This is a genomic window from Marivita sp., from assembly GCF_022763305.1.
GTDB lineage: Bacteria > Pseudomonadota > Alphaproteobacteria > Rhodobacterales > Rhodobacteraceae > Marivita.
Map to the genome: position 1 here is coordinate 1 of NZ_JALEGT010000052.1, position 23,414 is coordinate 23,414.

Sequence of the window (23,414 nt, forward strand, 5' to 3'; positions counted from 1 at the left end):
TATAAGGCGCGTGCAGGCGCGCTTTGCGAGGGCAATCAGCCGATCAGGCGCAGGGTCGCACGGGCTGCCTGCGCCGGTGCGCAGAATGCGGGCGGGACGGCCGCTGGCGCTTCGGTTGGAATGACGGCCGGAACGATGGCGTCCTCCCGGCGATGGATGTCGATCAGCACATATTCGACGCCGGTGCGGAACTCTGCTTCAGCGATGAAGTAAAGCTTGCCCGCGCTGACCGCGACGAAGACATCAAGCCGCTGTCCGGTGGTGGTCATGAAGATCAGTTCGGCAAGGGTGACAAGGTGCTGACCCGGCAGGTTGGCTGCGCGGTCCAGCGTAAAGGCCGTATGCCGGTCATCTTCCGCCGCCACCGTGAGCCAATGCGCGTCCCGCTTGGGCAGGAAGGTGTCCCCAAGGATCAGGTCCTGGATGTGACGGATCGGGTTGCCTCGGCACACACCGAATTCGGTGCGAATGCCATCTGCAGGGCAGGCTTTGAAGTGGGGCGACAGGGTTCCGGCAACAACAGACATATACGGGCACTCTTTCAGACGCCGGATCCAAGGAGCAGTGTCCGGCACGACTTTAAGATCATCTGGAAATGTGGCACCTCTATGGGCAGGCCGTGGCATTTCACGGACAAATCTGACCACAATTGGGAGTGAGCGAATGGATCTTGGGATCAGCGGAAAGCGGGCGCTTGTCTGTGCCTCGAGTAAGGGTCTTGGGCGGGGCTGTGCCGAGGCACTGGCGGAAGCCGGCGTCAATCTGGTCATGAACGCACGCGGTGCTGAGGCACTTGAAGCCACGGCCGAGGAGATCCGCGCGGCCTATGGCGTTGAGGTTGTGACCGTTGCCGCCGATATCGTGAGCGAAGAGGGCCGCGCCAAGGTGCTCGACTCCGCCGGAGCGGTGGACATCCTCGTGACCAATGCCGGTGGTCCGCCGCCGGGCCTGTGGTCCGACTGGGGGCGCGAGGATTTCATCAAGGCGCTCGATGCGAACATGCTGACCCCGATCGCGCTGATGACCGCGCTCATGCCGGGCATGATCGACCGGGGATGGGGCCGGGTGGTCAACATCACCTCGCAATCGGTCAAGGCGCCGATTCCGGCGCTGGGTCTGTCCAACGCCGCGCGCACCGGTCTGACAGGCTATGTCGCCGGCACGGCGCGGCAGGTGGCAGAGCATGGCGTGATCGTCAACAACCTGCTGCCGGGCATCCATGACACTGACCGCGCACAGCAACTGGATGGTGGCGTGTCCAAGACCCAGGGTATTTCGGTCGATCAGGCGCGCAAGAACCGCGAAGGGACGATTCCCGCCCGCCGTTACGGCACACGCCAAGAATTCGGAGCCACCTGCGCTTTCCTGTGTTCACAGCATTCGGGCTTCATCGTGGGCCAGAACATCCTGATTGACGGCGGCGGCACCAACGCGACCATCTGAACCATGGCACGCGGACCGGACGGGGCAGGGCAGACGCAGGGATTTTCCCTGAAGGACCAACTGTTCAACGCCGACACCATCGGCGATCTGGCGGCGGAATACGCCGTCCTGCCGGGCTTTGATCCGGACCGCTTTGTCTCAGAGGCCCTCGCGGGGCTGTCCTCGCGCGGGCTGCTCGAACGGCTCGACTGGCTGGCCGATTGTATCGAGACCCAGCTGCCCGACCAGTTCCCGGATATGGCAGACGCCTTGGAAGCGGCGATGCCGGAGGCTCTTGATCCCGGCAAATCCGACGATGATTTCGGCCGCTTCATCCATGCGGTGCCGGGCATCCTTGCGGTACGGCACGGGTTGCAGGATCACCGCGACCGCGCGCTCGACCTGATCGAAGCCGCGACTCAGCGGTTCTCCATGGAATTCTACATCCGCCCCTTCCTGAACCGGTGGCCGGACGAGACGCTGGCCCGTCTGACACGCTGGACCGAGCACGAGAATTATCATGTCCGACGGCTCGTGAGCGAAGGCACACGCCCGCGCCTGCCGTGGGCCGCAAACATCCAGCTCGATCCGCTGGTCCCGCTGCGCTTGCTGGATGCACTCCATGCCGATCCGACGCGCTATGTCACGCGCTCGGTGGCCAATCACATGAACGACCTGACCCGGCATGCGCCGGACCGCGTGGTCGACACCCTGCAACGGTGGCAGCAGGCAGGCCAACAGGACCCGCGCGAGCTTGACTGGATGATGCGCCACGCCCTCCGCACGGCCGTGAAACGGGGCGAGGCGGGCGCGCTGGCCCTTCTGGGCTATGCGCAGGACCGCCCGGTGTCCGTCACGCTGCATCTGGAGCCCAATCCGGTTCGGATCGGGGATGCGCTGCAGATCGAGGTGACGCTGCAGGCAGACGAGGCCTTGCCGGTCATGGTCGACTACCGCATCCGCTTTCACCGCCCCAATGGTCGCAGTGGTGAAAAGGTCTTCAAGCTGGCGACTGCCAACGTGAAACCCGGCATTCCTTTGACGCTGCGCAAGGTACACAAGCTCAAAGGATCGGCCTCGACCTTCACGCTGCATCCCGGGCCGCATCTTGTGACCATTCAGGTCAACGGGCAGGACAAGGCTGAAGCAGCGGTGGTTCTTCTTTAGGTGCACACTGGGCGACGCCCGGCTTATGAACACGCACCGCGCTTGCAGTCGTGGAGCAGTTCATGCGCGTCGGATGGCATGAGTTTCGAAGAACGTCGATCAGGACTCGACGCTGGTCCAGCGGGTTTCCAGCTTTTCCAGCGCGGCGATCCGCTCGGTCGTCTTGGGGTGCGACATGAGCCACGCCGGCACGACACCCGACCGCGATTGGGTCAACGCATCAAGTTTGTGGAACAGTGATTTCTGCGGCGCAATGCCGATCCCGGCTTTGTGCAGCAGGGCCGCCGCATAGGCATCCGCCTCGTACTCATCCCCGCGCGAGAGCCGCGCGGCCAGAAGCGTCGCCACCGCATTGGCGATCATCACCCCGATCCCTGGCAGAAAGCGCGACAGCACCATGGCCAATGCGGTGCGCAACGCGTTCTGGCCGGAAAAGTCGATCATGCGCCGCCGTGTATGGCCAAGCGCCACATGGCCCAGTTCGTGCGCGATCACGCTAGCCAGTTCCTCGCCCGTGACCTCGCCGTTCTGGTATTTGCGGTAAAATCCCCGCGTGATGAAGATACGCCCATCGGGCGCGGCCAGCCCGTTCACCGGATCGATCTCGTAGATGTGGACGCGAATCCGCTCAAGCTCCAACGCGGCAGCCAGTCGATCGGTGAGCGCCTTAAGGCGCGGATCGGCCAGTTCGGTCGAGCGCGCGTCAAGCTCGCGTTTCGTGCGCCAGACCGAGAAGTGGTACATGGCCAGCGCGTAGAGGATCGCAAGAAGGATCGGAGTGAGTTTCAACATGTCCCAGATATGGGGCGTGGGTGCGCCCCCGGCAAGCGGTCCGGAAGGCGCCCCTGATCACAGTTCGCTCAGTCGACCAGCTTGGCGTCAAGCGTGATGTCCGCCCCGGCGAGAACCTTCGAGACGGGACAGTTGTCCTTGGCCTTGGTTGCGGCCTCACGGAAGTCCTCCTCGCTGATACCGGGGATCTTCGCCGTCATGTCGAGATGGATTTTCGTGATGGCAAAGCCGCCGCCCTGTTCCTCGAGGTTGACGGTCGCCTTGGTGTCGATCTCGTCCGCCACGGCGTCGTAATTCCCGAGGATCATGGAAAACGCCATCGAAAAACATCCGGCATGCGCAGCGCCGATCAGTTCTTCCGGATTGGTGCCGGGCTTGTCCTCGAACCGGGTGTTGAACCCGTAAGGTTGGGCTTCGAGCGTGCCGGATTGAGTGGATATGCGCCCACGGCCCTCTTTCAGGCCGCCGGACCAGTGTGCGGTTGCTGTCTTGTTGATCATTGCGGACCTCCGTCATTGATGTGTTCGCGGGATCAACGACGGGCAGGGCAGGCGGGTTCCCGGGTCGGCTACTGCTGTCGGTGACGTGCCTTCGCGCGCCGCGCCGCCCGCAGCACAAGCCAGCCCAGCACGGCCGTGGCAAGGCCCGCCACAAGAAACCCGGACAGGTTCGAGGTCAGTTCCGACACCTGCGTGACCTGTCCCGCAAACATGTAGCCAAGCGCGATATACCCGAAGACCCAGATCGCCTCACCGGCGGAATCCCAAAGCGTGAACCGCAGCCAATGCAGGCCCGAAGCGCCCGCTGCCATGTTGACCCACGGCCCGAGCGGGGCAAACAGCCAGGTGCTGAAGAAAACGCCGATCTCGCCCTTGCGCCGCACCGTCTCGGTCGCCTGCGCAAAAAGCTTTTGCCGCGCTGTCGTGCGTGCGGCCCAGTGTCCGAGCACAGGGCCAAAGCGCCGGCCCACGGCAAAGCCGGTCTGGTCTCCCAGCACCGCGCCCAGCCACGCGCCTGCCAGCACCGTGCCGCCGTCCAGATCGCCCGAGGCCACGAATGCGCCCCCGGCCAGCATCAGCAGCGAGGTCGGGATCGGCACCAGCAGGCAGGATAGGTAGCAGGAGGCCGCCAGCACCCAGACGCCATAATCGGCGACCAGCCCGAACAGCGTGTCGGTCACGGCCGGGATGCCGGTGCATTGGCCCGATGGGCCGCGATGGCGTCCTCGATCGCGCGCACGATCTCCTCCTGCGGCACGCCGCGCGCGTCTGCCAGCGCCCGGATGGTTTCGCGGCGCGTCTCGGGCGGGACCCCCAGCGCGTCCCGGATGACCGGGATCGGCACATCCCAGGACTGCGCCACGTAGCCCGGTGTCATCCATCCCGCGATCGGCTCCTCCTGATGGGCGGGGTCGGCCCAGTACACCCAGAACATCACCGTGCGGATGCCGAAGAACAGCATCACCGCACTGGCAAGGACAAAACCCGACAGCAGCAGCCTGTGCTCGGTCCAGAGCGTGCGCAGCACCGGGCTCATGTCGCCAGCGCCTTGATGCCCCGGCTGATCCCCTCAAGCGTCATCGGCACCATCGCATCCTCGAAGATCTCGCGGATCATTTGGATCGACTGCGTATAATGCCAATGCCGCTCGGGCGTCGGGTTGATCCAGAGGTGCGACGGCCAGTGCTGGCGCGCGCGCTGCAGCCAGACTTGACCGGCCTCGGCATTCCAATGCTCGTTGGCCCCGCCCGCATAGGCGATCTCGTAGGGTGACATGCTGGCGTCCCCGACAAAGATGCACTTGTAATCCGAACCGTAGGTGTTGAGCACCTCCATCGTCGGCGTCTGCGCATCCCAACGGCGGCGGTTGTCTTTCCAGACGCCTTCGTAGAGGCAGTTGTGGAAATAGTAGTGTTCGAGATGCTTGAACTCGGCGCGGGCGGCCGAGAACAGCTCTTCCACCACCTTCACATGCGGGTCCATCGACCCGCCCACATCCAGAAACAGGATCACCTTGACCGCGTTGCGCCGCTCGGGCCGGGTCTGCACGTCGAGATAGCCATGTTCCGCCGTGGCCCGGATCGTGCCGTCCAGATCCAGCTCTTCCGCGGCCCCATCCCGCGCCCAGCGGCGCAGGCGTTTGAGCGCCACCTTGATGTTGCGGGTGCCCAGCTCGACGCTGTCATCCAGATTGCGGAACTCGCGCTTGTCCCAGACCTTGACCGCGCGCTGGTGCCGGCTTTCGTCCTGCCCGATGCGCACGCCTTCCGGGTTGTAGCCATAGGCCCCGAATGGCGACGTGCCGGCGGTGCCGACCCATTTGCTGCCACCCTGATGGCGGCCTTTCTGTTCCTTCAAACGCTGCTTGAGCGTTTCCATCAGCTTGTCGAAGCCACCCAACGCCTCGATCTCGGCTTTCTCTTCCTCGCTCAGATGCTTCTCGGCCATCTTGCGCAGCCAGTCCTCGGGCAAGTCGAGCGCCTCGAGCACCCCATCGGCGCTGATGTGCTCCAACCCCTTGAACGCCTCGGCAAAGGCCCGGTCAAAGCGGTCGAGATGGCGCTCGTCCTTCACCATCGCGGTGCGGGCCAGGTAATAGAACGCCTCCGGGTCATAAGTCGCCAGACCCGCGCGCATCGCTTCGAGAAAGCTCAGATACTCCCGCAGGGAGACGGGAACACCGGTTGAACGCAGGGCGTCGAAGAAGGGCACGAACATGCCCCTGATCTAGCAAGCACGCAAAGGCCTGACCAGCCATCCCGGCCGCTTTGGGCATGAAATACCTCGGGAGAGCCCGCCAAGATGTTTCCGTCGACGGAAACACGGGATGCGTCGACGCATCCCGCCACCGCTCAGACCACCAGTTTCTCGATGGCGATGGTCAGGATCAGCCCAATGAGCGAAAAGCCGATGGCATAGACCGCCCCGTATTGCCACATGTCGGCGCGGTTGCCCTTGCGCCGTTTCGCGGTCAAGGCTCCGATGATGGCCCCGAGAAGGGCACCTGCAAGAACGATCATAAGCTGCCTCTGGCCCTGGTGAGCGGGTTGAGGGACGCGATCTCGCGCAGCTTCGCCCGCACGGACCAGTCCGAGCCGAACCCGTAGCGTGCCCATCCCAGACTGTCCAGACGCACATCCGCCCCCGCCGACACCCGGCCCGCCAGATCGAGCGCCTCGGCGCGCAGCATCAGCAGGGTCGACAAGAGCGCGGCATTCTCGTGCCGTGCGGCAAGCTCGATGGCCTGGCCGGTCAGGTGGATCGCGGTCTCGGGCGTGTTCTCGGTCAGCGCATAGGCCGCCAGTTGAGAGGCCACGTAGGCACGGTGCAGATCGCTGTCGGGGCTGCGTGCGAAATAGCTGTCCGCCTGCAGGAACTGCGCGCGGGCCGCGTCGGGATCGGTCCCTTGCAGGATGCGCCCCATCGCGTAATGGGTGAACCCGCGCCGGTGATCCTCCCACCCCATGGCAGAGGCGATGCTCAGCGCTTCGGTCACGGCCGCCCGCCGTGCGATGGGGGTGGCACCCGGGCCTAGCGCGGTCTGGATCGCGTCGATCCACGGGCGCGGGGTGCGCTGCGCCCGGCGCGCGGGCAGGACCTCTCCGGCGGGGTTGAGGCGCGCGAAGATCGTGGGAATACGGTTCATCACCTCGGCCCGCGACATGCCGTTGCGAAGCGCCGGATCGTAATAGGCGCGCAGGATCAGCATGTCATAGCCCGTCAGCACGGTGTGGACATTGTCGTCGTTGAACACCGAATCCGGCAGACGATAGAGATCGTTGAGCGGTCCCAGTGCCTGCGCCAGTTCCTCGTGCAGGCAGTCCCGCGCCTCCTGCGGGCTGGAATCGTTGGGCAGGAAGATGGCAAGTCGCGTGCGGCTGGTGATCTTGCCCCAGTTGACCCGCGCGGACCGGCGCGCCTGCCGGAATTCCGCCAGGGTCGACACGTTGGGCACCACGAAACAGGCGGCCTGCGGCAGGAAGCGCTGGATGTCCGAGCGGCTCACCGCGTTGATCGTGATATTGGCCTCCGGCGCCACGGTGGCGTGGATGTCGATCCCGGCCTCGCTGCGCAGCCGGTGCAGCAGGCGGTCAAGATCGCTGGGCACCGTCGGCTGCACGCTGCCCACCAGCCGGACCGAGATCGGTCCCTCGAACCGCGTGAAAACATCGAGCTCACGCCCGGATTCGAGCGCCAAGGCAAGGTCCATGAAATCGCGCGACAGATCGGCGTTGGACACCTGCACGGGCTGCGGACGCGGCACGGAAAACACCTTCATCGCGGGCAGGCTGGTGTCGACAAAGGCGGCCCGGGTGGCGGGCTCCGAATGCGACACCGGCATACAGGCACCCAGCAACAGGTAGAGCGGCAAAAGGAACCGGCGCATCCGTCAGCCCCTCTGGTACTTGATGAACGGTGTCAGCTGACCGATCCGGTCATAGAGCTGGCGCGCGGAGTGGTTGAACTCCTGCGTCGTCCAGTAGACCGACGGGGCCCCGGCGGCATCCGCCTGCGCATAGACCGCCTCGATCAGCGCGCGTCCGGCACCTGATCCGCGTGCGCCGGGCGCAACGAACAGGTCCTGCAGGTAGCAGACATCCTCGATCTTCCAGCAATGCCGGTGGAAGAGGTAATGCGCGAGCCCGATGGCGGTGCCATCCCGCTCGGCGATCAGGCCGCTGTAATCCTGCGGGTCATCGCCCAGAAGCCGCTCGAAGGTGGTGGCGTACACCACATCCGGTACCGACGCCTCGTAGAACGTCAGATACCCGCGCCACAAGGCGCACCACGACTCGTAGTCATCCGCGCGCAGAAAGCGCACGTTCAGTTCGGTTTGGGACACGTATGAAGCCTGCCTGCTCGTTACGGATGCTTGATGCTCCGCGATTTTTTTGTCCTCTGTGCGGAGAGCTTACGGCGAAACCATGGTTTTTGCCTAGATCGAACGAATCGGTCGAATCAGTTTTTCCGATCATTCGCGATCTTTGGATAAAAGCACATGAATTCAATGGTTTGACCTGTGTAAAATCGCAACAGAGTGACCGTAGAGCGCAGGCGTCACGCGTTCCGGGCCCAATGTGGTGTCAGGGTGGCTACCGGAAGGTCCGGAAACGGGCTAAGCCACGGGCATGACACAGGATGCTCCGCTTGAAATCTTCCTGTCCGGCACGCCGGGCTTTGAACATCTGCTGCGCGACGAGGCCGCCGCACTTGGTTTTGCCGAGGCAACCGCCGTGCCCGGTGGCGTGACCTGCGCGGGTGGCTGGCCCGAGGTCTGGCGCGCCAACCTGATGCTTCGCGGGGCAGGGCGGGTGCTGGCGCGGGTGGCGCGGTTCCGGGCGATGCATCTGGCACAACTCGACAAACGCGCGCGCAAGGTCGATTGGGCGGGGCTGCTGCGCCCGGACATCCCCTACCGGGTCGAGGCAACCTGCCGGAAATCCCGCATCTACCATGCCGGTGCCGCCACCGAACGGGTCGAGACCGCCATCGCCGATGCGCTCGGGGTCAAACCCACCGAGAAGGCGGGCCTCACCATCCGTGTAAGGATCGAGGACGATCTTTGCGAGATCAGCCTTGATACGTCAGGCGAGGGGCTGCACAAGCGCGGCCACAAACAGGCCATCGGCAAGGCGCCGATGCGCGAAACGCTGGCCGCCCTGTTTCTGCGCGCCTGTGGTTACGATGGGTCCGAGCCGGTACTCGACCCGATGTGCGGCTCTGGCACCTTCGTGATCGAAGCTGCCGAAATGGCGCTTGGCCTTGCTCCCGGCCGTGCCCGGGCCTTCGGTTTCGAGGATTTGGCCAGTTTTGACGCCGCGGCCTGGACTGCCCTCAACGCGGACCTGCCAGCCCCCAACCCGACCGATCAGCGCTTTTACGGCTTCGACCGCGACGCTGGTGCCATCGCCAATGCCACCGCCAACGCCGACCGGGCCGGGGTTGCGGAGGTTACCAGCTTCACCCATCAGGCCGTGGCTGACCTGACACCCCCCGATGGTCCACCGGGCCTCGTGATCGTCAACCCGCCCTATGGCGCGCGCATCGGCAATCGCAACCTGCTCTTCGCGCTTCACGGCAGTTTCGGGACGGTCATGAAAGAGCGCTTCAAGGGCTGGCGCGTCGGCATTGTCACCTCGGACAAGGGCCTTGCCCGCGCCACGGGTTTGAACTTCCGCAATGTCAGCGCGCCGATCCCGCATGGCGGTCTCAAGGTGCAGCTTTTTCAGACCGCTCCGTTGAAGTAGGAGGCAACCGTTTCCGTCGACGGAAACGGGCAGATGCGTCGACGCATCTGCCGCCCAACCCTACCGCCGTTCGCGGCGTGCCATGAAGGCCAGCCGTTCGAAGAGATGCACATCCTGCTCGTTCTTGAGCAGCGCCCCGTGCAGCTTGGGCAACGCGTTCACCCCGTCACGCTTCAGGTCCTCCGCCGTCATGTCCTCGGCCAGAAGCAGCTTCAGCCAGTCCAGCACTTCCGAAGTAGACGGTTTCTTCTTCAGCCCCGGCTGCTCGCGCAACTCGTAGAACTGCGTGAGGGCGGTGGTCAGCAGCACCTCTTTCAGCCCCGGATGATGCACCTCGACGATGCGCCGCAGCGTGTCGGGGTCGGGAAAGCGGATGTAATGGAAGAAACACCGCCGCAGGAATGCGTCGGGGAGCTCTTTCTCGTTGTTCGAGGTGATGATCACGATGGGCCGCTGACGCGCACGCACCGTTTCGCCGGTCTCGTAGACATGGAACTCCATCTTGTCGAGCTCCTGCAGCAGATCGTTCGGGAATTCGATATCCGCCTTGTCGATCTCGTCGATCAAAAGAACGACCTTCTCCTCCGCCTCGAACGCCTGCCAGAGCTTGCCCTTGCGGATGTAGTTGCGCACGTCATTGACCCGCTCGTCGCCCAGCTGGCTGTCGCGCAAGCGGCTTACCGCGTCGTATTCGTAAAGACCCTGCTGCGCCTTGGTGGTGGACTTGATGTTCCATTCGATCATCTTCAGGCCCAGCCCCGCCGCCACCTGCCGGGCCAGCTCGGTCTTGCCGGTTCCGGGTTCTCCCTTGACCAGAAGCGGCCGTTCCAGCGTTACGGCGGCGTTCACCGCGATGGTCAGATCGTCGGTCGCCACATAGCTGTCCGTGCCTTCAAATCTCATGTCAGTCCTGCCTTTTCGTGTCTTTGTCCCAGCGCAAGGAAATCACCGTTTTGTGCTGCTATTCGGTAGTGACAACCCTTGGGCCTTCGGTTAAGTGCTGCGCCTAGGGGTGCCAGATATCTAAGGGAATTTCTATGACAGATGCTGGCGTAGACAAGGGGACCAAGATGAAAGCCGAAACTTTCCTGCCCGACGATTACCGACCCGCCGAGGATGAGCCCTTCATGAATGAACGCCAGCTGGAGTGGTTCCGCCGGGAACTGCTGGAACAGCGCAGCGAGCTTCTGAGCGACAGCAAATCCACCATCGCGGGCCTGCAGGACGGAACGCGCAACATTCCGGACGTCGCAGACCGTGCCTCCGAAGAAACCGACCGGGCGCTGGAACTGCGCATCCGCGATCGCCAGCGCAAGCTGGTGGCCAAGATCGACGCAGCACTTCGCCGCATCGACGAGGGCGAGTTCGGCTATTGTCAGGCCACGGGCGAACCCATTTCGCTGAAGCGGCTGGTGGCACGTCCGACCACGACCCTGAGCCTCGAGGCGCAGGAACGCCACGAGCGGCGCGAAAAGGTGCACCGCGACGACTGACGCGCAAGATGGGCACATGGACTTGGCGCGCCGGGGCACAGCTCTGGCGCGTTTGCTTTTGAGGGGTTGGGTGTGAATCTCGGCGAACTGGACATCACCGTGATCGGGGGCGGCATCGGCGGGCTGTCCTGCGCGCTGGCGCTGCGTCAGCGCGGCGCGCGGGTGACCGTGCTCGAACAGGCACAGGCCATCACCGAGGTGGGCGCGGGCATTCAGGTCTCGCCCAATGGACTGCGGGTGATCGAAGCGCTGGGGGTGGGGCCTGCCTTGGCGCAGCGTTCGGTGCAGGCGCGCGCAGTGTCGCTGCGCAATGGCAGCACCGGCGCCGAAGTGGCGCGCCTCGATCTCACCCGTCTGCCTGCGGATCAGCGCTATTTCTTCGTGCACCGGGCTGATCTTGTGGATCTGCTGTCTGCGGCGGCACGCGATCAGGGGGTCGCGGTGCGTCTTCTGCAGCGGGTCGATACGGTCATCCCCGGACCTCGTCCGCGCGTCGTGCTGGCGACCGGCGATCACCGCGACACCGACCTCGTGATCGGGGCGGATGGCATTCATTCCGCAGTCCGCCCGGTTCTGAACACTGCGCAGAAGCCGTTCTTCACCGGACAGGTGGCGTGGCGCTGCATCGTGCCCAACAGCACCGGACACCCGCCCCACGCGAGGGTGCATATGGGACCGGGGCGGCACATGGTGACCTATCCGCTGCGCGACGGCGCGATGCTGAATGTGGTCGCGGTCGAAGAGCGCGCCGCATGGGCGGCGGAAAGCTGGTCGCAAAGGGATGACGCCGACAACCTGCGCAAGGCTTTCGCGGGTTTCGATGCGGAAGTGCATCAGATCCTGTCGCAGGCCGAAGCGCCCGGCGTCTGGGGGCTGTTCCGGCACCCCGTCGCTGCACATTGGCAGGGGCAGGGCCTTGCGCTTCTTGGGGACGCAGCGCACCCGACGCTGCCATTCCTGGCGCAGGGCGCCAATATGGCGATGGAGGACGCCTGGGTCCTTGCCGACGCACTTTCGCAAGCTGCCGACATGGGCACGGGCCTTGCCGCCTACCAGCAGCGCCGCAAGGCACGGGTCACGCGGGTGATCGACGCGGCCAGCAAGAACGCCCGGAACTATCACCTGTCGCCGGGTCCGATCCGCTTTGCCGCCCATACCGCGCTGGGTCTGCTCAGCCGGGTCTCGCCGGGCCAGATGCTGGCCCGGTTCGACTGGCTCTACGGTCACGATGTGACCAAAGCCGCGTAAGGGATGGTGGGACGTCGGGCCAGCGCAGCCCGATGTCCGTGTCTTCGCCCTCTGTGGCTTAGCCGAACAGGACAAACCCGTCGTCGATGAGGCTGGCAAAGCGGTCTACGGTCTCATCTGCCGTGGCAAATCCCAGCGCGACATCCCCGCGATCAACCGCCCCCGAGTCGAGCGCGCCCTGCCAGAACGCAAAGCCTGCGTCATCCGCATCACGCCCCAGCGCCGACAGGTAGAGGAAATCGAGGAAATCCTGGGTGCTGTCGAGCGATGTATTGCTGGCGGTGAATTCTTCGGACGCCAGAATGAAATCGGCGACATTGCCAAGCCCGAAATCCCCTGCGCCAAGCGCTGTCCAGAAGCTCAGACCGGCCACGTCGCTGTCCCGGCCCAGCAGGATTTCGTAGAACAGACCCACGGTCTGCACCGCGCCGCCGGTCTCGATCAGCAAGGTTTGGTCGTCAAAGCGGATTTCCTCGACACCCGAGATGTGCAGCGCCTTGCCCTCGTCCGGGGTGATCGCAAACCCCCCGTCGATGCGGCTGATCGCGACATCCTCGAACGCGGTGCCCGACGCGTCGATCACATCCGTGCCGCCATTGCCGGCAATGCGCGCGGCTGACGCGAAGTCGCTGACCTCGAATGTCTCGTCCGCGGCAGAGCCCAGACGCACGGCCACCTGTTCGATCGAGATCTGCGCCAATTGCGCACCCTCGCGGGTGAAGTCTGCGGCCACCGGATCAATCGGTACGCCGAACGCGTTGGTGCCACCCAGAATGATCTGGTCGCCTTCGCCCTCCGGGTTGCCTTCAGAGCCATTGAAGCCGGGGTGCAGGGTGATCACGCCGCCTTCTGCTTCGCCGGTGTTGGGGGCGGTCTGGTTGATGAAGGCCGCATCCAGTTCGGTATTCACTTCGGTGCCCGCGTCATAGACTTGGGTGCCGTCGAAGGTCAGAACCTGATCACCCACATAGTCGCCGTTTTCGTCAAACAGCGTGACGGGGTTCAGCGTGCCGATGAACGCATCGTTCGACGGCAGCAGCATGGCAGCAAGGCTGATGAACGGGGTTGCCGTGCTGGCAAGGATCGTGGTGTTGGCGGTCTCACTCGTGGCAATCGGGCCGCGCGCGCCAAGGATCGCACCACCAAGCGCATCGGGATCGCCCGCGAACAGTTCTTCAGAAATCGCATCGAAACTGCCATCTTCGGCCAGTGCTTCCAGCCCCGCCGAGGCCGCTTCACCGCGATTGCCAAGGTCGAAACCTTCATCATGCAGACCGAACCAGAACGGCGTCAGGAAGGTGCCGCCTTCCGGCGATGTGTTGGTGACAGTCAGGCGCAGTTCGACCACTTCCTCGATGGTGACCGTCGCGATCTGCGCGCCGTCAATCGTGAAATCGGCGGCCACCGGATCAATCGGCACACCGAACGCGTTGGTGCCACCCAGAATGATCTGGTCGCCTTCGCCCTCCGGGTTGCCTTCAGAGCCGTTGAAACCCGGATGAAGGGTGATGACGCCGCCTTCGGTCTCGCCCATATTGGGGCCGGTCTGGTTGGTGAAGGCCGCGTCCAGTTCGGTGTTCACCTCGGTGCCCGCGTCGTAGACCTGGGTGCCATTGAAAGTCAGTGTCACGGGGCCAATGAAATCGCCATCTTCGCCAAAGAGCTCCACCGCATCCAACGTTCCGATAAAGGCGTCGTTCGACGGCAGCAGCATGGCGGCAAGGCTGATATAGGGCAGGGATGCTCCATCCACGTCCAGAAGCGTGGTGGCGACTTCGCCGGTGGCAATCGGACCGGCATCGCCGAACACCGCCCCGCCCAAGGCTCCGGCATCGGCGCCGGTCAGCTCTGCCGCGATGGCGTCAAAGCTGCCATCTTCGGCGAGGGCTTCCAGACCCGCCGAGGCCGCTTCGCCCGTGTTGCCCAGATCGAAGGATCCATTGTGCAGCCCGAACCAGAACGGGGTAAGAAACGTGCCGCCATCCGGCGAGGTATTGGTAACTATGATCCGAAGCATGGACATTCAAGAAAGCCTTTCGCGTTGAGTATGTGGTGAGGGCAGAAGCGCTCTGCCTGCGCCAGCGTTAGGTTCCGATTTCCGCTCCGCACAATTCAGGCTTTCTCACTTCGGAGTGACGCGCCCGTGAGACGATGACGTGGGGGCAATGCGGTGCAGCACCTTGTTTCAGGTGCGTTCCGGCGGGGGGACGGAGGCCGTTTGATTGAAACCAGTTGTCATCTGCGGATTTGCATGAAACGGGTGCGCCAACGGGCGTTGTAATGATCTGTCACGGGGCTGTGCTTCACGCGTTTGCGACCTACCACCATCGCAGGGGGAGACAGCGCTGCGCGGCGTGATAAGGTCCGACCCGAGCAAGCGAGGAGGTCATGGGATGGAGCGGTTCGACAGATGTCCCGAAACGGCGCTCGACTGGCATCGGTCGGGCAAGGGTGCGGTGCTGGCGACAGTGATCGAAACCTGGGGCAGCGCGCCACGGCGTGTCGGCTCGCAACTGGCGATCTCGGGCGAGGGCGAGATTGAAGGCTCGGTCTCGGGTGGCTGCGTCGAAGGTGCGGTTGTGGTCGAGGCGATGGATGCGCTGGCCGATGGCAAGCCGCGCGAGCTCGAGTTCGGGGTCAGCGATCAGGATGCCTTTGCCGTCGGTCTGGCCTGTGGCGGCACCGTCCGCGTGCTGGTGGAACCGGTGGGCGCGGTGTTGCCCGAGGACATTCTTGACCAATTGGTAAAATATCGCGCCGCCCGCAAACCCGTGGCCTATGTCGTCGATCTGGACGCGGGCACCCGGCACCTGACCACCGACGGGCACGATCACGCCTTCCGCATGGACCGGTCGGGCTTTGTGGAAGACAGCCGCACCTTCGTGGCGATCCACAACCCGCCATTGCGCCTCATCATCGTGGGGGCCGTCCACATCGCACAGGCTTTGGTGCCGATGGCGCGGATTGCGGGCTATGACCCGACCCTGATCGACCCGCGCGAGGCGTTTGGCTCGGACAGCCGTTTTCCGGGCGAAACCATCCTGCATGACTGGCCGGATGAGGCGATCACCCAGCTTGGGCTCGATGCCCGCACCGCGCTGGTTCTGCTGACCCATGACCCGAAACTGGACGACCCCGCGCTTGAACAGGCGCTGCGGGCCGAGTGTTTCTATATCGGCGCTTTGGGATCAACGCGGACCCATGCAAAGCGGGTGGACCGGCTGACGGCGTCCGGGTTCACGGAAGACGAGATCGCGAAGATCCACGGACCCATCGGCCTCGACATCGGGGCCTCGGGCCCTGCGGAAATCGCCGTGTCGATCCTTGCCGAGATGACCCGCGTGCTGCGGAAGGGCGCATGAGGTTCGGCGCGGTTCCCCTGTCCGAGGCCGAAGGCGCGATCCTTGCGCATTCGGTAGCGCTGCCCAAAGGGCGGCTGCGCAAGGGTGTGCTTCTTGACGCGGCGGCACTGGGCAAACTGGCGGCGGCAGGCGTACAGGAGGTTACGGTTGCGCGGCTCGACGCCGACGACGTGCACGAGGACCGCGCAGCGGAGCGGCTGGCGCAGGCACTGGTGCCCGACCCCGCGTCCGTTCATCTGCGCGTCGCCCCGGCCAGCACAGGTCGGGTGAACATATATGCCACAAAAACCGGGGTCGCCCAGATCGACGCCGCCAAGATCAATGCGGTGAACGCCGTGCATCCGATGGTGACCGTGGCCACCGTTCCCGAATGGCACCGCATGGCGACACGCGGCATGGTGGCGACGGTCAAGATCATCTCCTACGCCGCGCCCGACGCGGCCGTGGCTGCAGCCTGCGCCGCCGGACAGGACGCTCTGGCGCTGCGCCCGGTCACGCGCAGCAAGGCGCTGCTGGTCCAGACGACAGTTGGCGGCCGTGACGACAGTGCCAAGGGCCAACGCGCCATGGGGCAGAGATTCGACCGGATGGGGGTCAGCCTTGGCCCCAAAACCGTGGTGCCCCACCAGACAGACGCCTTGCGCGCGGTTCTGGCCAAGGCGGTGACTGACTACGACATCCTCTGTATTCTGACGGGTTCGGCGACATCGGACCTCTACGACGTTGCTCCCCAAGCCGTCCGCGCCGCCGGAGGGGAGGTGGTGCATTATGGCATGCCTGTCGATCCGGGCAATCTGCTGTTCTGGGGGCATCTGGGCGACGTGCCGGTGATCGGCCTGCCGGGCTGTGCCAAGTCGCCCGCGTTGAACGGTGCCGATTGGGTTTTGGAACGTCTGCTCTGCGATGTGCCCGTGCGCCCGTCGGACATCATGGGCATGGGCGTGGGGGGATTGCTCAAGGAACCGCCCTCACGACCGGTCCCGCGCGAGACCGCATGAAAAAAGCGACCCGAAGGTCGCTTTCACAATTTCCGAAAATGGGCAGACGGTTATTTCGGCAGCGGCCCGATCATCATGACCATCTGACGGCCTTCCATCTTGGGCATGTTTTCGACCTTGCCGTGCTCCTTGGTGTCCTCGGCCACACGTTCCAGAAGCTCGCGCCCCAGGTTCTGGTGCGCCATCTCGCGGCCGCGGAACCGAAGGGTCACTTTCACCTTGTCGCCATTGTCGAGGAACTTGAACACGTTGCGCATCTTGACGTCATAGTCGTTCTTGTCCGTGTTCGGGCGGAACTTGACCTCTTTGATCTCGATGATCTTCTGCTTCTTGCGCGCCTCGGATTCGCGCTTCTGCTGTTCGTATTTGAACTTGCCGAAATCCATGATCTTGACGACCGGCGGCGTGGCATTCGGAGAAATCTCGACAAGGTCCAACCCGGCCGCCTCGGCCAGCTCGAGGCCGCGTTCGGGTGTGACAACGCCGATGTTTTCGCCATCTGCGCCGATCAGGCGGATTTCAGGGGCCCGGATGCGTTCGTTGATGCGGGGTCCGGTCTCGCGCGTGGGGGGCGCGTTGTGAGGTCTGCGGGCTATGGTGTCGCTCCTTTGGTGCAGTTCAAATCAGGGCTGTAAAGTAGACGTCATACCGTTTGCTTTCAAGCGGCTTTTCGGCGGAACCAAGCCGATGCCTGACGGGTTTCCTTGCGAAGAAGGACGGCCGTTCGCACATGCCCAGCATGCCGGCGCTGCAGGGGCGCGGGGCCGGTCCATGAAGGATAAGGGGGTCGTCGTGCCAATGAAATATCTGATCATACTGGCGGTTGTGGTTGCCGGAGGTCTGGGAGTGTGGGTCTTCTCGCAATCCGGGACTGCGCCACAGGTCGCGGACACCGGCCCTGACGCGGTGCAGCAGAGCAGCGAAACGCCAGCCGAGCCGGACAGCGGTTCGGTCGATGCGCCGCAGGTGGACGCCGAGCCGACACTGGAAAGAACGCTCGACGAGACAGCCGACGCGGTGGAGTCCGCCACGGCCGATGCCGTCGAGGCTGCAGGCGATCTGGCCGAGTCGGCAAGCAACGCGTTGGAAGAGGCTGCGGATCGCGTGAACGAAGCTGCCATCGAAGCGGCCGACGCGGTGGAGGAGGCGATCGACACGGCCACCGGATCGGATGTCGAGGCACCGGATGCCCCTGCCGACACTCCGGAGACTGCGGCGGACACAGTTGCGGTCGATGGGGCCGGGGCCTCTGACGCGCCCGCGCCGGACCCGGTCGAAGAGGTAAGCGAGCCCGCAACAGGGTCTACCGAGAGCGCGGCTGATCCGGTTGATGAAACAGGTCAAGACGCGCAAGCACCGGACGAGTCCACGAGTGAACCGGTCGCTGAGGAAATGCGGGACGCGCCAGCATCGACGGAGGCCGGTTCTGACGAAGCCAGGGATGCACCGCAGAGCATCGAAGAGGCCTTCTCGGTGGATGGCTTCGATTACGACCGCGCTATCGCCTATATCGACCAATCCGAGATGTCGATGGTGCTCAAGGCCTCGACAAAGGCCGCGCTGGATCAGGTTCGGGACAGCCCCGATCAACTGCGGGATCTGTTGCTGACCTTGCGCGACCAACTTGGTCTTTGACCAGATTGGCCAGGACATGAAAAGCTCCGCGTCAGAGTGTCTGACGCGGGGCTTTTCAATTTATCAATATATTACGCTTCGATATTGATGTGGCGCCTTAATCAAGAAACGCCTTTTCGACCACATAGGTCTTGGGATCGGAATTTGCACCTTCCTCAAGCCCGTAACCTTCGAGCATGTCCTTGATCTCGAGGTTGAAGGCGAGGTTGCCGCAGACCATCGCGCGGTCGGTCTCCGGGCTGATCACCGGCACATCCAGATCCGCGAAACACTCGCCCGAGCGCATCAGATCGGTGATGCGGCCCATCTTGGGGCTCTCTTCGCGGGTGGTGGTCGGGTAGTAGCGCAGCTTGTCGGCAAAGCCTTCGCCGATCAGTTCGGCCAGCAATTCGTCGCTGCGAATGGTGTCGATCAGTTCCTTGCCATATTGCAGCTCGCCCACTTCGCGGCAGGTGTGGGTGAGGATGACTTCGTCGTAATCCTCGTAGGTCTGCGGGTCACGCAACAACGAGGCAAAAGGCGCGATCCCGGTGCCGGTGGCGAAAAGCCAGAGCCGCTTGCCCGGCAGCAGCGCGTCGTGCACCAGCGTGCCCACGGGTTTGGGGCGCAGGATGATCTGGTCGCCCGGCTGGATGTGCTGAAGGCGGCTGGTGAGCGGGCCGTCCTGCACCTTGATCGAGTAGAACTCCAGCTCCTCGTCCCAGGCGGGCGAGGCGATGGAATAGGCGCGCAGCAGGGGCTTTTCCTTGCCGGTCTTTTCGTCCGTCTGCATCAGACCGATCATCACGAATTCACCCGAGCGGAACCGCAGCGATGCAGGCCGTGTGACCCGGAAGGAAAACAGCCGGTCTGTCCAGTGTTTGACCGATGTCACGGTCTGCGCATCTGGAACGGCAAGGGTCTTGGCGGCGGGCGCTTTGGTGGCTGTGGCTTCGGTCACGGGTGTCAACTCTGTCATGTTATCCTTACCGGTTCGTGTAAACCGGTCCCTTACATCTATCTTTGATTTACATCAGACGAAACCCGCCCATGGTCGCAGGGACCGGGCGGGTGGTCTTTTGGGTCGCAGTTTTGTGTCAGGCGGCGAGGCCGCGCAGGCGCGACTGGTAGTCATGGGCGCGCCAGTCGGCGCGGGCCAGCCATTGGTCCTCGGGCTGACGGGCGGCGAGATCGTCGCTGATTTCCACGTCGTCAAAGCCCGAGCGGCGGGCCATGGCGTATTGGTCGGCGATCACGTGGCCTTGCGCGCGCAGACGGCCCTTGAAGCCCTGCTGACGGATCAGGCGGGCGAGTGTGAAACCGCGCCCATCGGCAAAGCTGGGAAAGGCGATGCGCACCAGTTCCTTACCGATGAGCAGGCATTTGAGCCGTGCTGGATCGGTGTCGGGGGCGAGGTCGATGCGCGCCTCGGGGTCGATCCAGCGGGCGGGATCGTCGGAGAGAAAGCCGGTGTCGTCGATGAGAACGGTCATGATGTGGCTCCTTTTGAGGAATGCAGCCCGCATTCGGTTTTGCCCAGACCGCGCCAGCGCCCGGCGCGGGGATCTTCGCCCTTGGCCACGCGGGTGGTGCAGGGGGCGCAGCCGATGGACGGGTAGCCGCGCGCCACCAGCGGGTGGCGGGGCAGGTTGTGCGTGTCGAGATGCGCCGCGATGCGGGCGGGTTTCCAGTCGATCAGCGGGTTGATCTTGATCCGCGCGGTGCCGTCGTCGAGGTCGAAATAGTGCAGGCCCTGACGGGTCTGTGCCTGATGCCGTTTGCGCCCGGTGATCCAGGCGTCATGGCCCTGAAGCGCTTCGTTGATCGGCTGCGTCTTGCGCAGGTCGCAGCAGGCGTCGGGATTGCTGAAGCGCAGCGCGCCGTACGGATCGACCGCGTCAACCGTACTTTTGGCGGCGCGGATCACCTGCACATTGGTGAGGCCCAGATGATCGGCCAAGTCCTGCTGATACGTCAGGGTTTCCTCAAACAGCAGCGCGGTGTCGATGAAGAGCACCGGCAGGTCGCGGTCGATCTGAGCGATCAGGTGCAGGAGCACCGCCGAGTCCGCGCCGAAGCTCGACACCATAGCCACGCGGTCGAAGATGCCACGCGTCAGCACGGCTTCGAGCAGGTAGGAGGTGCCGAAATGGCGATAGCGCGCGTTCAGGTCGGCGACGCGATCCTGCGCGGCCATGCGCTCATCAAGCGCGGGCGCGCTTTCTTCGCTGGATTGGTGCCCAAGCTGCAGCATCACGCGGCCTTCTGTTTCTTGTCGCTCTCGCCATAAAGCGCGGTCTTGAACGGGGTCATGCCCACGCGGCGGAACGTGTCGATGAACGTCTCGTCCGCGCTGAGGCGTTCGGACAGGTAGGTATCCACGATCCGTTCGATGGCGGGCACGATCTCATCCGCCGAAAAGCCCGGCCCGGTGCGCTGACCGATGGCGGCGGTTTCGGTGTGATCGCCACCCAGCGTGATCTGGTAGTTCTCAACCCCTGCGCGGTCGAGACCGAGAATGCCGATATGCCCGACGTGGTGATGCCCGCAGGCGTTGATGCAGCCCGAGATCTTGATCTTCAGATCGCCCACCTCGTGCTCCAGCTTGAGCTGGTCGAAGCGGGTTGCAATCTCTTGTGCGATCGGGATCGAGCGGGCCGTGGCCAGCGCGCAGTAATCCATGCCGGGGCAGGCGATGATGTCGCTGATCTTGCCGATATTGGCCGTCGCGAGGCCCGCTGCCTTGAGGGCAGCATGGATCGCAGGCAGGTCGGCCTTGTGCACATGCGGGAGCACGACGTTCTGTTCGTGGCTGATGCGCAGCTCGTCGTGTCCATAGCGCTCCGCCAGATCGGCCATCACGCGCATCTGGTCGGCGGTTGCATCACCCGGCGTTGCGCCATGCGCCTTGAGGCTGATCTGCGCAATGGCATGGCCCGGCGCGCGGTGGGCGCTGAGATTGGTGTCCGCCCAGGAGCGGAACACGGGATCGTTGGCGTAGGCGCGGTCAAACGGGCCGGTGTCGCGGTCTGCGAATGCGGGCGGCGCGAAGTCCGCCTTGATCTGCGCGAAGAGCTGCTGATCCACACCGGTGAAGGCGGGGCGCAGGAGCGCGAACCGCTCTTCGACGCGCGCGCGGATGTCGTCGATACCATGCTCGTGCACGGTGATCTTGATACGGCTCTTGTACTTGTTGTCGCGACGGCCCAGCAGGTTCCAGACGCTGACCACCGCTTCGAGATAGGGCAGAAGATCGGTCTCGGGCAGGAAGTCACGGACGACCTTGCCGATCATGGGCGTGCGGCCCAGACCGCCGCCGACGATCACTTCGAAGCCCGGTTCACCCGCATCGTTGCGCACCATGCGCAGGCCGATGTCGTGGGCCTTGGTCACGGCCCGATCATTGGGTGAGCCGGTGACGGCGATCTTGAACTTGCGTGGGAGGAACTGGAATTCCGGGTGGTCGGTGGACCACTGGCGGATCAACTCGGCCACCGGGCGCGGGTCTGCAATCTCGTCTGCGGCAGCACCTGCGAAATGGTCGGCGGTCACGTTGCGGATCGTGTCGCCGGAGGTCTGGATCGCGTGCATCTGCACCTCGGCCAGCGCGTCGAGCATATCCGGCACATCACGCAGTTGCGGCCAGTTGAACTGGATATTCTGGCGCGTGGTGAAGTGGCCATAGCCCTTGTCCCACCGCTCGGCGATGTAGGCAAGCTGGCGCATCTGGGCGCTGTTCAGCGTGCCATAGGGGATTGCCACGCGCAGCATGTAGGCGTGCAGTTGCAGGTACAGCCCGTTCATCAGGCGCAGCGGCTTGAACTCGTCTTCGGTCAGGCTGCCGTCGATACGGCGTTCGACCTGCGCACGGAACTGGGCGTTGCGCTCGGCCACGAAGGCGGCGTCAAAATCGGTATAGCGGTACATCAGAACACCTCGGACTGTTTGCCGTGGGGGTAATTGGAGGGGCCGCGCATGCGGAACGCCTCGCGGAAATGGGTGGGCTCGGGGCCGGATTTGCCAGGGCTGACGTCGGCCAGATAGACTCCGACCACCTCGGAGGTGCGGGCGCTGGCGTCGATCAGGCGGATTTGTGCGTCGGCCTCGTCGGTCAGGACATCGGCGTCGGCCAAGTGCCGAGACCACGTGTCGTCCTGGGTCAGGTAGACCACATCGCCTTCAATAAGCGCGTTGGCGGTGATGACTTTCGGCGTGAAGATCGCGGGCATCAGATCATCTCCTGAACTTGGGGCAGGGCGTGGGCGACCGCATCGCGCGGGGCCAGCCCGTACATGAGCAGCGCGGGGCCGGTGATGTCGGCCTCGGACAGAATGGCGGGCAGCGTTGCCAGAGTGGCGCTGACAATGCGCTGGTCTGCGCGGCTTGCGTTTTCGACAATGGTGACAGGCGTGGACGGGGTTGCGCCGTGCATCAGTAGACGGCCCTGAATGAACCGCGCGGCTTTCTTGGCCATGTAGATCGCGGCCACCTCGCCCTCGCGGGCGAGCGCGCGCCAGTCATGATCGGCATAGCCCTGCATGTCATGCCCGGTGATCAGGCGCACGGCGGTGTTGCGCCCGCGTTTGGTGAGCGACTGGCCAAGAGCGGCCACAGCAGCGGAGGCGGAAGTGAGGCCCGGCACGACAGTATAATCGAGACCCGCCTCGATCACCGCGTCGAGTTCCTCGTCCAGACGGCCAAACACGGTAGGATCGCCAGCCTTGAGCCGCACGACACGCGCGCCGGTGAGAGCTTCGTTGACGATCATCGCGTTGATGTCGGCTTGCGTGACCGACGGGCCGAAGCCTTCCTTGCCTGCATTGCGCAGACGGGTCTGCGGGCCGACAAGCGCGAGGATCTCGGCGCTGACCAGACGGTCATGGATCACGACGTCAGCCGCCTGCAACGCACGCAGGGCCTTGACCGTCAGCAGATCGGGGTCGCCGGGACCCGCGCCGACAAAGGCGACGGGCAGTGTCGGGGTCATGTGCATGTCGCGTGGCATCGGGTTGTCCTCTTCACCGCGTTTCTTGGCTTTAAAATAGAATTTTGTTCCGGTGTTCTGCCAGTG

Annotated in this window: 25 protein-coding genes and 1 pseudogene; 8 read left to right on the forward strand and 18 right to left on the reverse strand. The window is 64.2% G+C overall.

From position 1 onward, the window contains the following. Positions 1-35: 35 nt before the first annotated feature. Positions 36-527: a hypothetical protein gene (locus tag MRY75_RS09735; protein WP_292307352.1), complete on the reverse strand. Its 492-nt coding sequence runs from the start codon at positions 525-527 to the stop codon at positions 36-38. A 136-nt stretch (positions 528-663) separates the two neighbouring features. Between MRY75_RS09735 and MRY75_RS09740 the strand changes: the two genes are divergently transcribed. Both MRY75_RS09740 and MRY75_RS09745 read left to right on the forward strand, forming a co-directional pair. Beyond that, positions 664-1,443 carry an SDR family oxidoreductase gene (locus MRY75_RS09740; RefSeq protein ID WP_292307354.1) on the forward strand — a complete coding sequence of 260 codons (780 nt, stop codon included), beginning with the start codon at positions 664-666 and terminating at the stop codon, positions 1,441-1,443. Positions 1,444-1,446: 3 nt separating this feature from the next. Continuing rightward, positions 1,447-2,589: a hypothetical protein gene (locus tag MRY75_RS09745; RefSeq protein ID WP_292307356.1), complete on the forward strand. Its 1,143-nt coding sequence runs from the start codon at positions 1,447-1,449 to the stop codon at positions 2,587-2,589. Between the two features lie 99 nt (positions 2,590-2,688). On the opposite strand, the gene MRY75_RS09750 is transcribed toward MRY75_RS09745, so the two are convergent. From MRY75_RS09750 to MRY75_RS09785, 8 genes are all read right to left on the reverse strand, one after another. Then, positions 2,689-3,381: a M48 family metalloprotease gene (locus tag MRY75_RS09750; protein ID WP_292307358.1), complete on the reverse strand. Its 693-nt coding sequence runs from the start codon at positions 3,379-3,381 to the stop codon at positions 2,689-2,691. A gap of 68 nt (positions 3,382-3,449) precedes the next feature. After that, entirely contained in the window at positions 3,450-3,881 is a 432-nt protein-coding gene (locus tag MRY75_RS09755; protein WP_292307359.1) for an OsmC family protein, read from the reverse strand. 68 nt (positions 3,882-3,949) lie between these two features. Next, on the reverse strand, positions 3,950-4,561 hold the full coding sequence (locus tag MRY75_RS09760; protein ID WP_292307361.1) for a DedA family protein: 612 nt from the start codon (positions 4,559-4,561) through the stop codon (positions 3,950-3,952). After that, positions 4,558-4,917 carry a hypothetical protein gene (locus MRY75_RS09765; protein WP_292307362.1) on the reverse strand — a complete coding sequence of 120 codons (360 nt, stop codon included), beginning with the start codon at positions 4,915-4,917 and terminating at the stop codon, positions 4,558-4,560. The genes MRY75_RS09760 and MRY75_RS09765 overlap by 4 nt, the downstream gene beginning before the upstream one ends. Beyond that, positions 4,914-6,098 carry a VWA domain-containing protein gene (locus tag MRY75_RS09770; protein WP_292307364.1) on the reverse strand — a complete coding sequence of 395 codons (1,185 nt, stop codon included), beginning with the start codon at positions 6,096-6,098 and terminating at the stop codon, positions 4,914-4,916. The genes MRY75_RS09765 and MRY75_RS09770 overlap by 4 nt, the downstream gene beginning before the upstream one ends. A 134-nt stretch (positions 6,099-6,232) precedes the next feature. After that, positions 6,233-6,400 (reverse strand): apolipoprotein acyltransferase, encoded by a 168-nt coding sequence (locus MRY75_RS09775; protein ID WP_292307366.1) that lies wholly within the window; start codon positions 6,398-6,400, stop codon positions 6,233-6,235. Then, positions 6,397-7,767 carry a DUF2927 domain-containing protein gene (locus MRY75_RS09780; protein WP_292307368.1) on the reverse strand — a complete coding sequence of 457 codons (1,371 nt, stop codon included), beginning with the start codon at positions 7,765-7,767 and terminating at the stop codon, positions 6,397-6,399. Before MRY75_RS09780 ends, MRY75_RS09775 begins: the two co-directional genes overlap by 4 nt. Positions 7,768-7,770: 3 nt before the next feature. Beyond that, a complete protein-coding gene (locus MRY75_RS09785; protein WP_292307370.1) occupies positions 7,771-8,223 on the reverse strand; it encodes a GNAT family N-acetyltransferase in 453 nt (150 codons plus the stop codon). A gap of 286 nt (positions 8,224-8,509) precedes the next feature. On the opposite strand from MRY75_RS09785, the gene MRY75_RS09790 reads away from it, so the two are divergent. Continuing rightward, entirely contained in the window at positions 8,510-9,628 is a 1,119-nt protein-coding gene (locus MRY75_RS09790) for a class I SAM-dependent RNA methyltransferase (protein WP_292307372.1), read from the forward strand. Positions 9,629-9,688: 60 nt separating this feature from the next. Here the strand turns inward: MRY75_RS09790 and MRY75_RS09795 are convergent, their stop codons facing one another. Continuing rightward, positions 9,689-10,531, reverse strand: a complete 843-nt coding sequence (locus MRY75_RS09795; protein WP_292307374.1) for a MoxR family ATPase — start codon at positions 10,529-10,531, stop codon at positions 9,689-9,691. A 167-nt stretch (positions 10,532-10,698) separates the two neighbouring features. Between MRY75_RS09795 and dksA the strand changes: the two genes are divergently transcribed. Continuing rightward, positions 10,699-11,121: an RNA polymerase-binding protein DksA gene (gene dksA / locus MRY75_RS09800; RefSeq protein ID WP_292063284.1), complete on the forward strand. Its 423-nt coding sequence runs from the start codon at positions 10,699-10,701 to the stop codon at positions 11,119-11,121. Positions 11,122-11,193: 72 nt separating this feature from the next. Beyond that, on the forward strand, positions 11,194-12,369 hold the full coding sequence (locus tag MRY75_RS09805; RefSeq protein WP_292307376.1) for an FAD-dependent oxidoreductase: 1,176 nt from the start codon (positions 11,194-11,196) through the stop codon (positions 12,367-12,369). A gap of 58 nt (positions 12,370-12,427) precedes the next feature. Here the strand turns inward: MRY75_RS09805 and MRY75_RS09810 are convergent, their stop codons facing one another. Next, a complete protein-coding gene (locus tag MRY75_RS09810; RefSeq protein ID WP_292307378.1) occupies positions 12,428-14,392 on the reverse strand; it encodes a spondin domain-containing protein in 1,965 nt (654 codons plus the stop codon). A gap of 370 nt (positions 14,393-14,762) precedes the next feature. Between MRY75_RS09810 and MRY75_RS09815 the strand changes: the two genes are divergently transcribed. After that, a complete protein-coding gene (locus tag MRY75_RS09815) occupies positions 14,763-15,731 on the forward strand; it encodes an XdhC family protein (RefSeq protein ID WP_292307380.1) in 969 nt (322 codons plus the stop codon). Then, on the forward strand, positions 15,728-16,729 hold the full coding sequence (locus MRY75_RS09820) for a molybdopterin-binding protein (protein WP_292307382.1): 1,002 nt from the start codon (positions 15,728-15,730) through the stop codon (positions 16,727-16,729). Before MRY75_RS09815 ends, MRY75_RS09820 begins: the two co-directional genes overlap by 4 nt. Before the next feature lie 50 nt (positions 16,730-16,779). Here MRY75_RS09820 and infC read toward each other — a convergent pair whose 3' ends face one another. After that, on the reverse strand, positions 16,780-17,325 hold the full coding sequence (gene infC, locus MRY75_RS09825) for a translation initiation factor IF-3 (RefSeq protein ID WP_366934924.1): 546 nt from the start codon (positions 17,323-17,325) through the stop codon (positions 16,780-16,782). A 202-nt stretch (positions 17,326-17,527) separates the two neighbouring features. On the opposite strand from infC, the gene MRY75_RS09830 reads away from it, so the two are divergent. Beyond that, positions 17,528-18,364 (forward strand): hypothetical protein, encoded by an 837-nt coding sequence (locus MRY75_RS09830; protein WP_292307384.1) that lies wholly within the window; start codon positions 17,528-17,530, stop codon positions 18,362-18,364. Between the two features lie 97 nt (positions 18,365-18,461). Here MRY75_RS09830 and MRY75_RS09835 read toward each other — a convergent pair whose 3' ends face one another. The 6 genes and pseudogenes from MRY75_RS09835 to cobA all read right to left on the reverse strand — a co-directional run. After that, on the reverse strand, positions 18,462-19,322 hold the full coding sequence (locus MRY75_RS09835; protein WP_292307386.1) for a ferredoxin--NADP reductase: 861 nt from the start codon (positions 19,320-19,322) through the stop codon (positions 18,462-18,464). Between the two features lie 118 nt (positions 19,323-19,440). Then, positions 19,441-19,836 (reverse strand): DUF934 domain-containing protein, encoded by a 396-nt coding sequence (locus MRY75_RS09840; protein WP_292307388.1) that lies wholly within the window; start codon positions 19,834-19,836, stop codon positions 19,441-19,443. Then, positions 19,833-20,597: a phosphoadenylyl-sulfate reductase gene (locus tag MRY75_RS09845; RefSeq protein ID WP_292307530.1), complete on the reverse strand. Its 765-nt coding sequence runs from the start codon at positions 20,595-20,597 to the stop codon at positions 19,833-19,835. The genes MRY75_RS09840 and MRY75_RS09845 overlap by 4 nt, the downstream gene beginning before the upstream one ends. Then, positions 20,597-22,270, reverse strand: coding sequence for a nitrite/sulfite reductase (locus MRY75_RS09850; protein ID WP_292307389.1), 1,674 nt, complete (start codon positions 22,268-22,270; stop codon positions 20,597-20,599). The genes MRY75_RS09845 and MRY75_RS09850 overlap by 1 nt, the downstream gene beginning before the upstream one ends. Further along, the gene (locus tag MRY75_RS09855; protein ID WP_292307392.1) at positions 22,270-22,572 is read right to left on the reverse strand and encodes a DUF2849 domain-containing protein; all 303 of its coding nucleotides are present in this window, start codon (positions 22,570-22,572) and stop codon (positions 22,270-22,272) included. The genes MRY75_RS09850 and MRY75_RS09855 overlap by 1 nt, the downstream gene beginning before the upstream one ends. Continuing rightward, positions 22,572-23,312 (reverse strand): annotated as a pseudogene (gene cobA, locus MRY75_RS09860) (uroporphyrinogen-III C-methyltransferase); the annotation flags it as partial. The pseudogene cobA and the gene MRY75_RS09855, both read right to left, overlap by 1 nt. Positions 23,313-23,414: the final 102 nt, after the last annotated feature.

Coding starts and splice junctions, on each gene's coding strand:
- MRY75_RS09745 (WP_292307356.1), top strand. CDS start 1,447: ATGGCACGCGGACCGGACGGGGCAGGGCAGACGCAGGGATTTTCCCTG.
- MRY75_RS09845 (WP_292307530.1), bottom strand. CDS start 20,597: ATGCTGCAGCTTGGGCACCAATCCAGCGAAGAAAGCGCGCCCGCGCTT.
- MRY75_RS09815 (WP_292307380.1), top strand. CDS start 14,763: ATGGAGCGGTTCGACAGATGTCCCGAAACGGCGCTCGACTGGCATCGG.
- MRY75_RS09840 (WP_292307388.1), bottom strand. CDS start 19,836: ATGACCGTTCTCATCGACGACACCGGCTTTCTCTCCGACGATCCCGCC.
- MRY75_RS09740 (WP_292307354.1), top strand. CDS start 664: ATGGATCTTGGGATCAGCGGAAAGCGGGCGCTTGTCTGTGCCTCGAGT.
- MRY75_RS09755 (WP_292307359.1), bottom strand. CDS start 3,881: ATGATCAACAAGACAGCAACCGCACACTGGTCCGGCGGCCTGAAAGAG.
- MRY75_RS09790 (WP_292307372.1), top strand. CDS start 8,510: ATGACACAGGATGCTCCGCTTGAAATCTTCCTGTCCGGCACGCCGGGC.
- MRY75_RS09850 (WP_292307389.1), bottom strand. CDS start 22,270: ATGTACCGCTATACCGATTTTGACGCCGCCTTCGTGGCCGAGCGCAAC.
- MRY75_RS09820 (WP_292307382.1), top strand. CDS start 15,728: ATGAGGTTCGGCGCGGTTCCCCTGTCCGAGGCCGAAGGCGCGATCCTT.
- MRY75_RS09795 (WP_292307374.1), bottom strand. CDS start 10,531: ATGAGATTTGAAGGCACGGACAGCTATGTGGCGACCGACGATCTGACC.
- MRY75_RS09830 (WP_292307384.1), top strand. CDS start 17,528: ATGAAATATCTGATCATACTGGCGGTTGTGGTTGCCGGAGGTCTGGGA.
- MRY75_RS09750 (WP_292307358.1), bottom strand. CDS start 3,381: ATGTTGAAACTCACTCCGATCCTTCTTGCGATCCTCTACGCGCTGGCC.
- MRY75_RS09775 (WP_292307366.1), bottom strand. CDS start 6,400: ATGATCGTTCTTGCAGGTGCCCTTCTCGGGGCCATCATCGGAGCCTTG.
- MRY75_RS09765 (WP_292307362.1), bottom strand. CDS start 4,917: ATGAGCCCGGTGCTGCGCACGCTCTGGACCGAGCACAGGCTGCTGCTG.
- MRY75_RS09810 (WP_292307378.1), bottom strand. CDS start 14,392: ATGTCCATGCTTCGGATCATAGTTACCAATACCTCGCCGGATGGCGGC.
- MRY75_RS09855 (WP_292307392.1), bottom strand. CDS start 22,572: ATGCCCGCGATCTTCACGCCGAAAGTCATCACCGCCAACGCGCTTATT.
- MRY75_RS09835 (WP_292307386.1), bottom strand. CDS start 19,322: ATGACAGAGTTGACACCCGTGACCGAAGCCACAGCCACCAAAGCGCCC.
- dksA (WP_292063284.1), top strand. CDS start 10,699: ATGAAAGCCGAAACTTTCCTGCCCGACGATTACCGACCCGCCGAGGAT.
- MRY75_RS09770 (WP_292307364.1), bottom strand. CDS start 6,098: ATGTTCGTGCCCTTCTTCGACGCCCTGCGTTCAACCGGTGTTCCCGTC.
- MRY75_RS09735 (WP_292307352.1), bottom strand. CDS start 527: ATGTCTGTTGTTGCCGGAACCCTGTCGCCCCACTTCAAAGCCTGCCCT.
- MRY75_RS09780 (WP_292307368.1), bottom strand. CDS start 7,767: ATGCGCCGGTTCCTTTTGCCGCTCTACCTGTTGCTGGGTGCCTGTATG.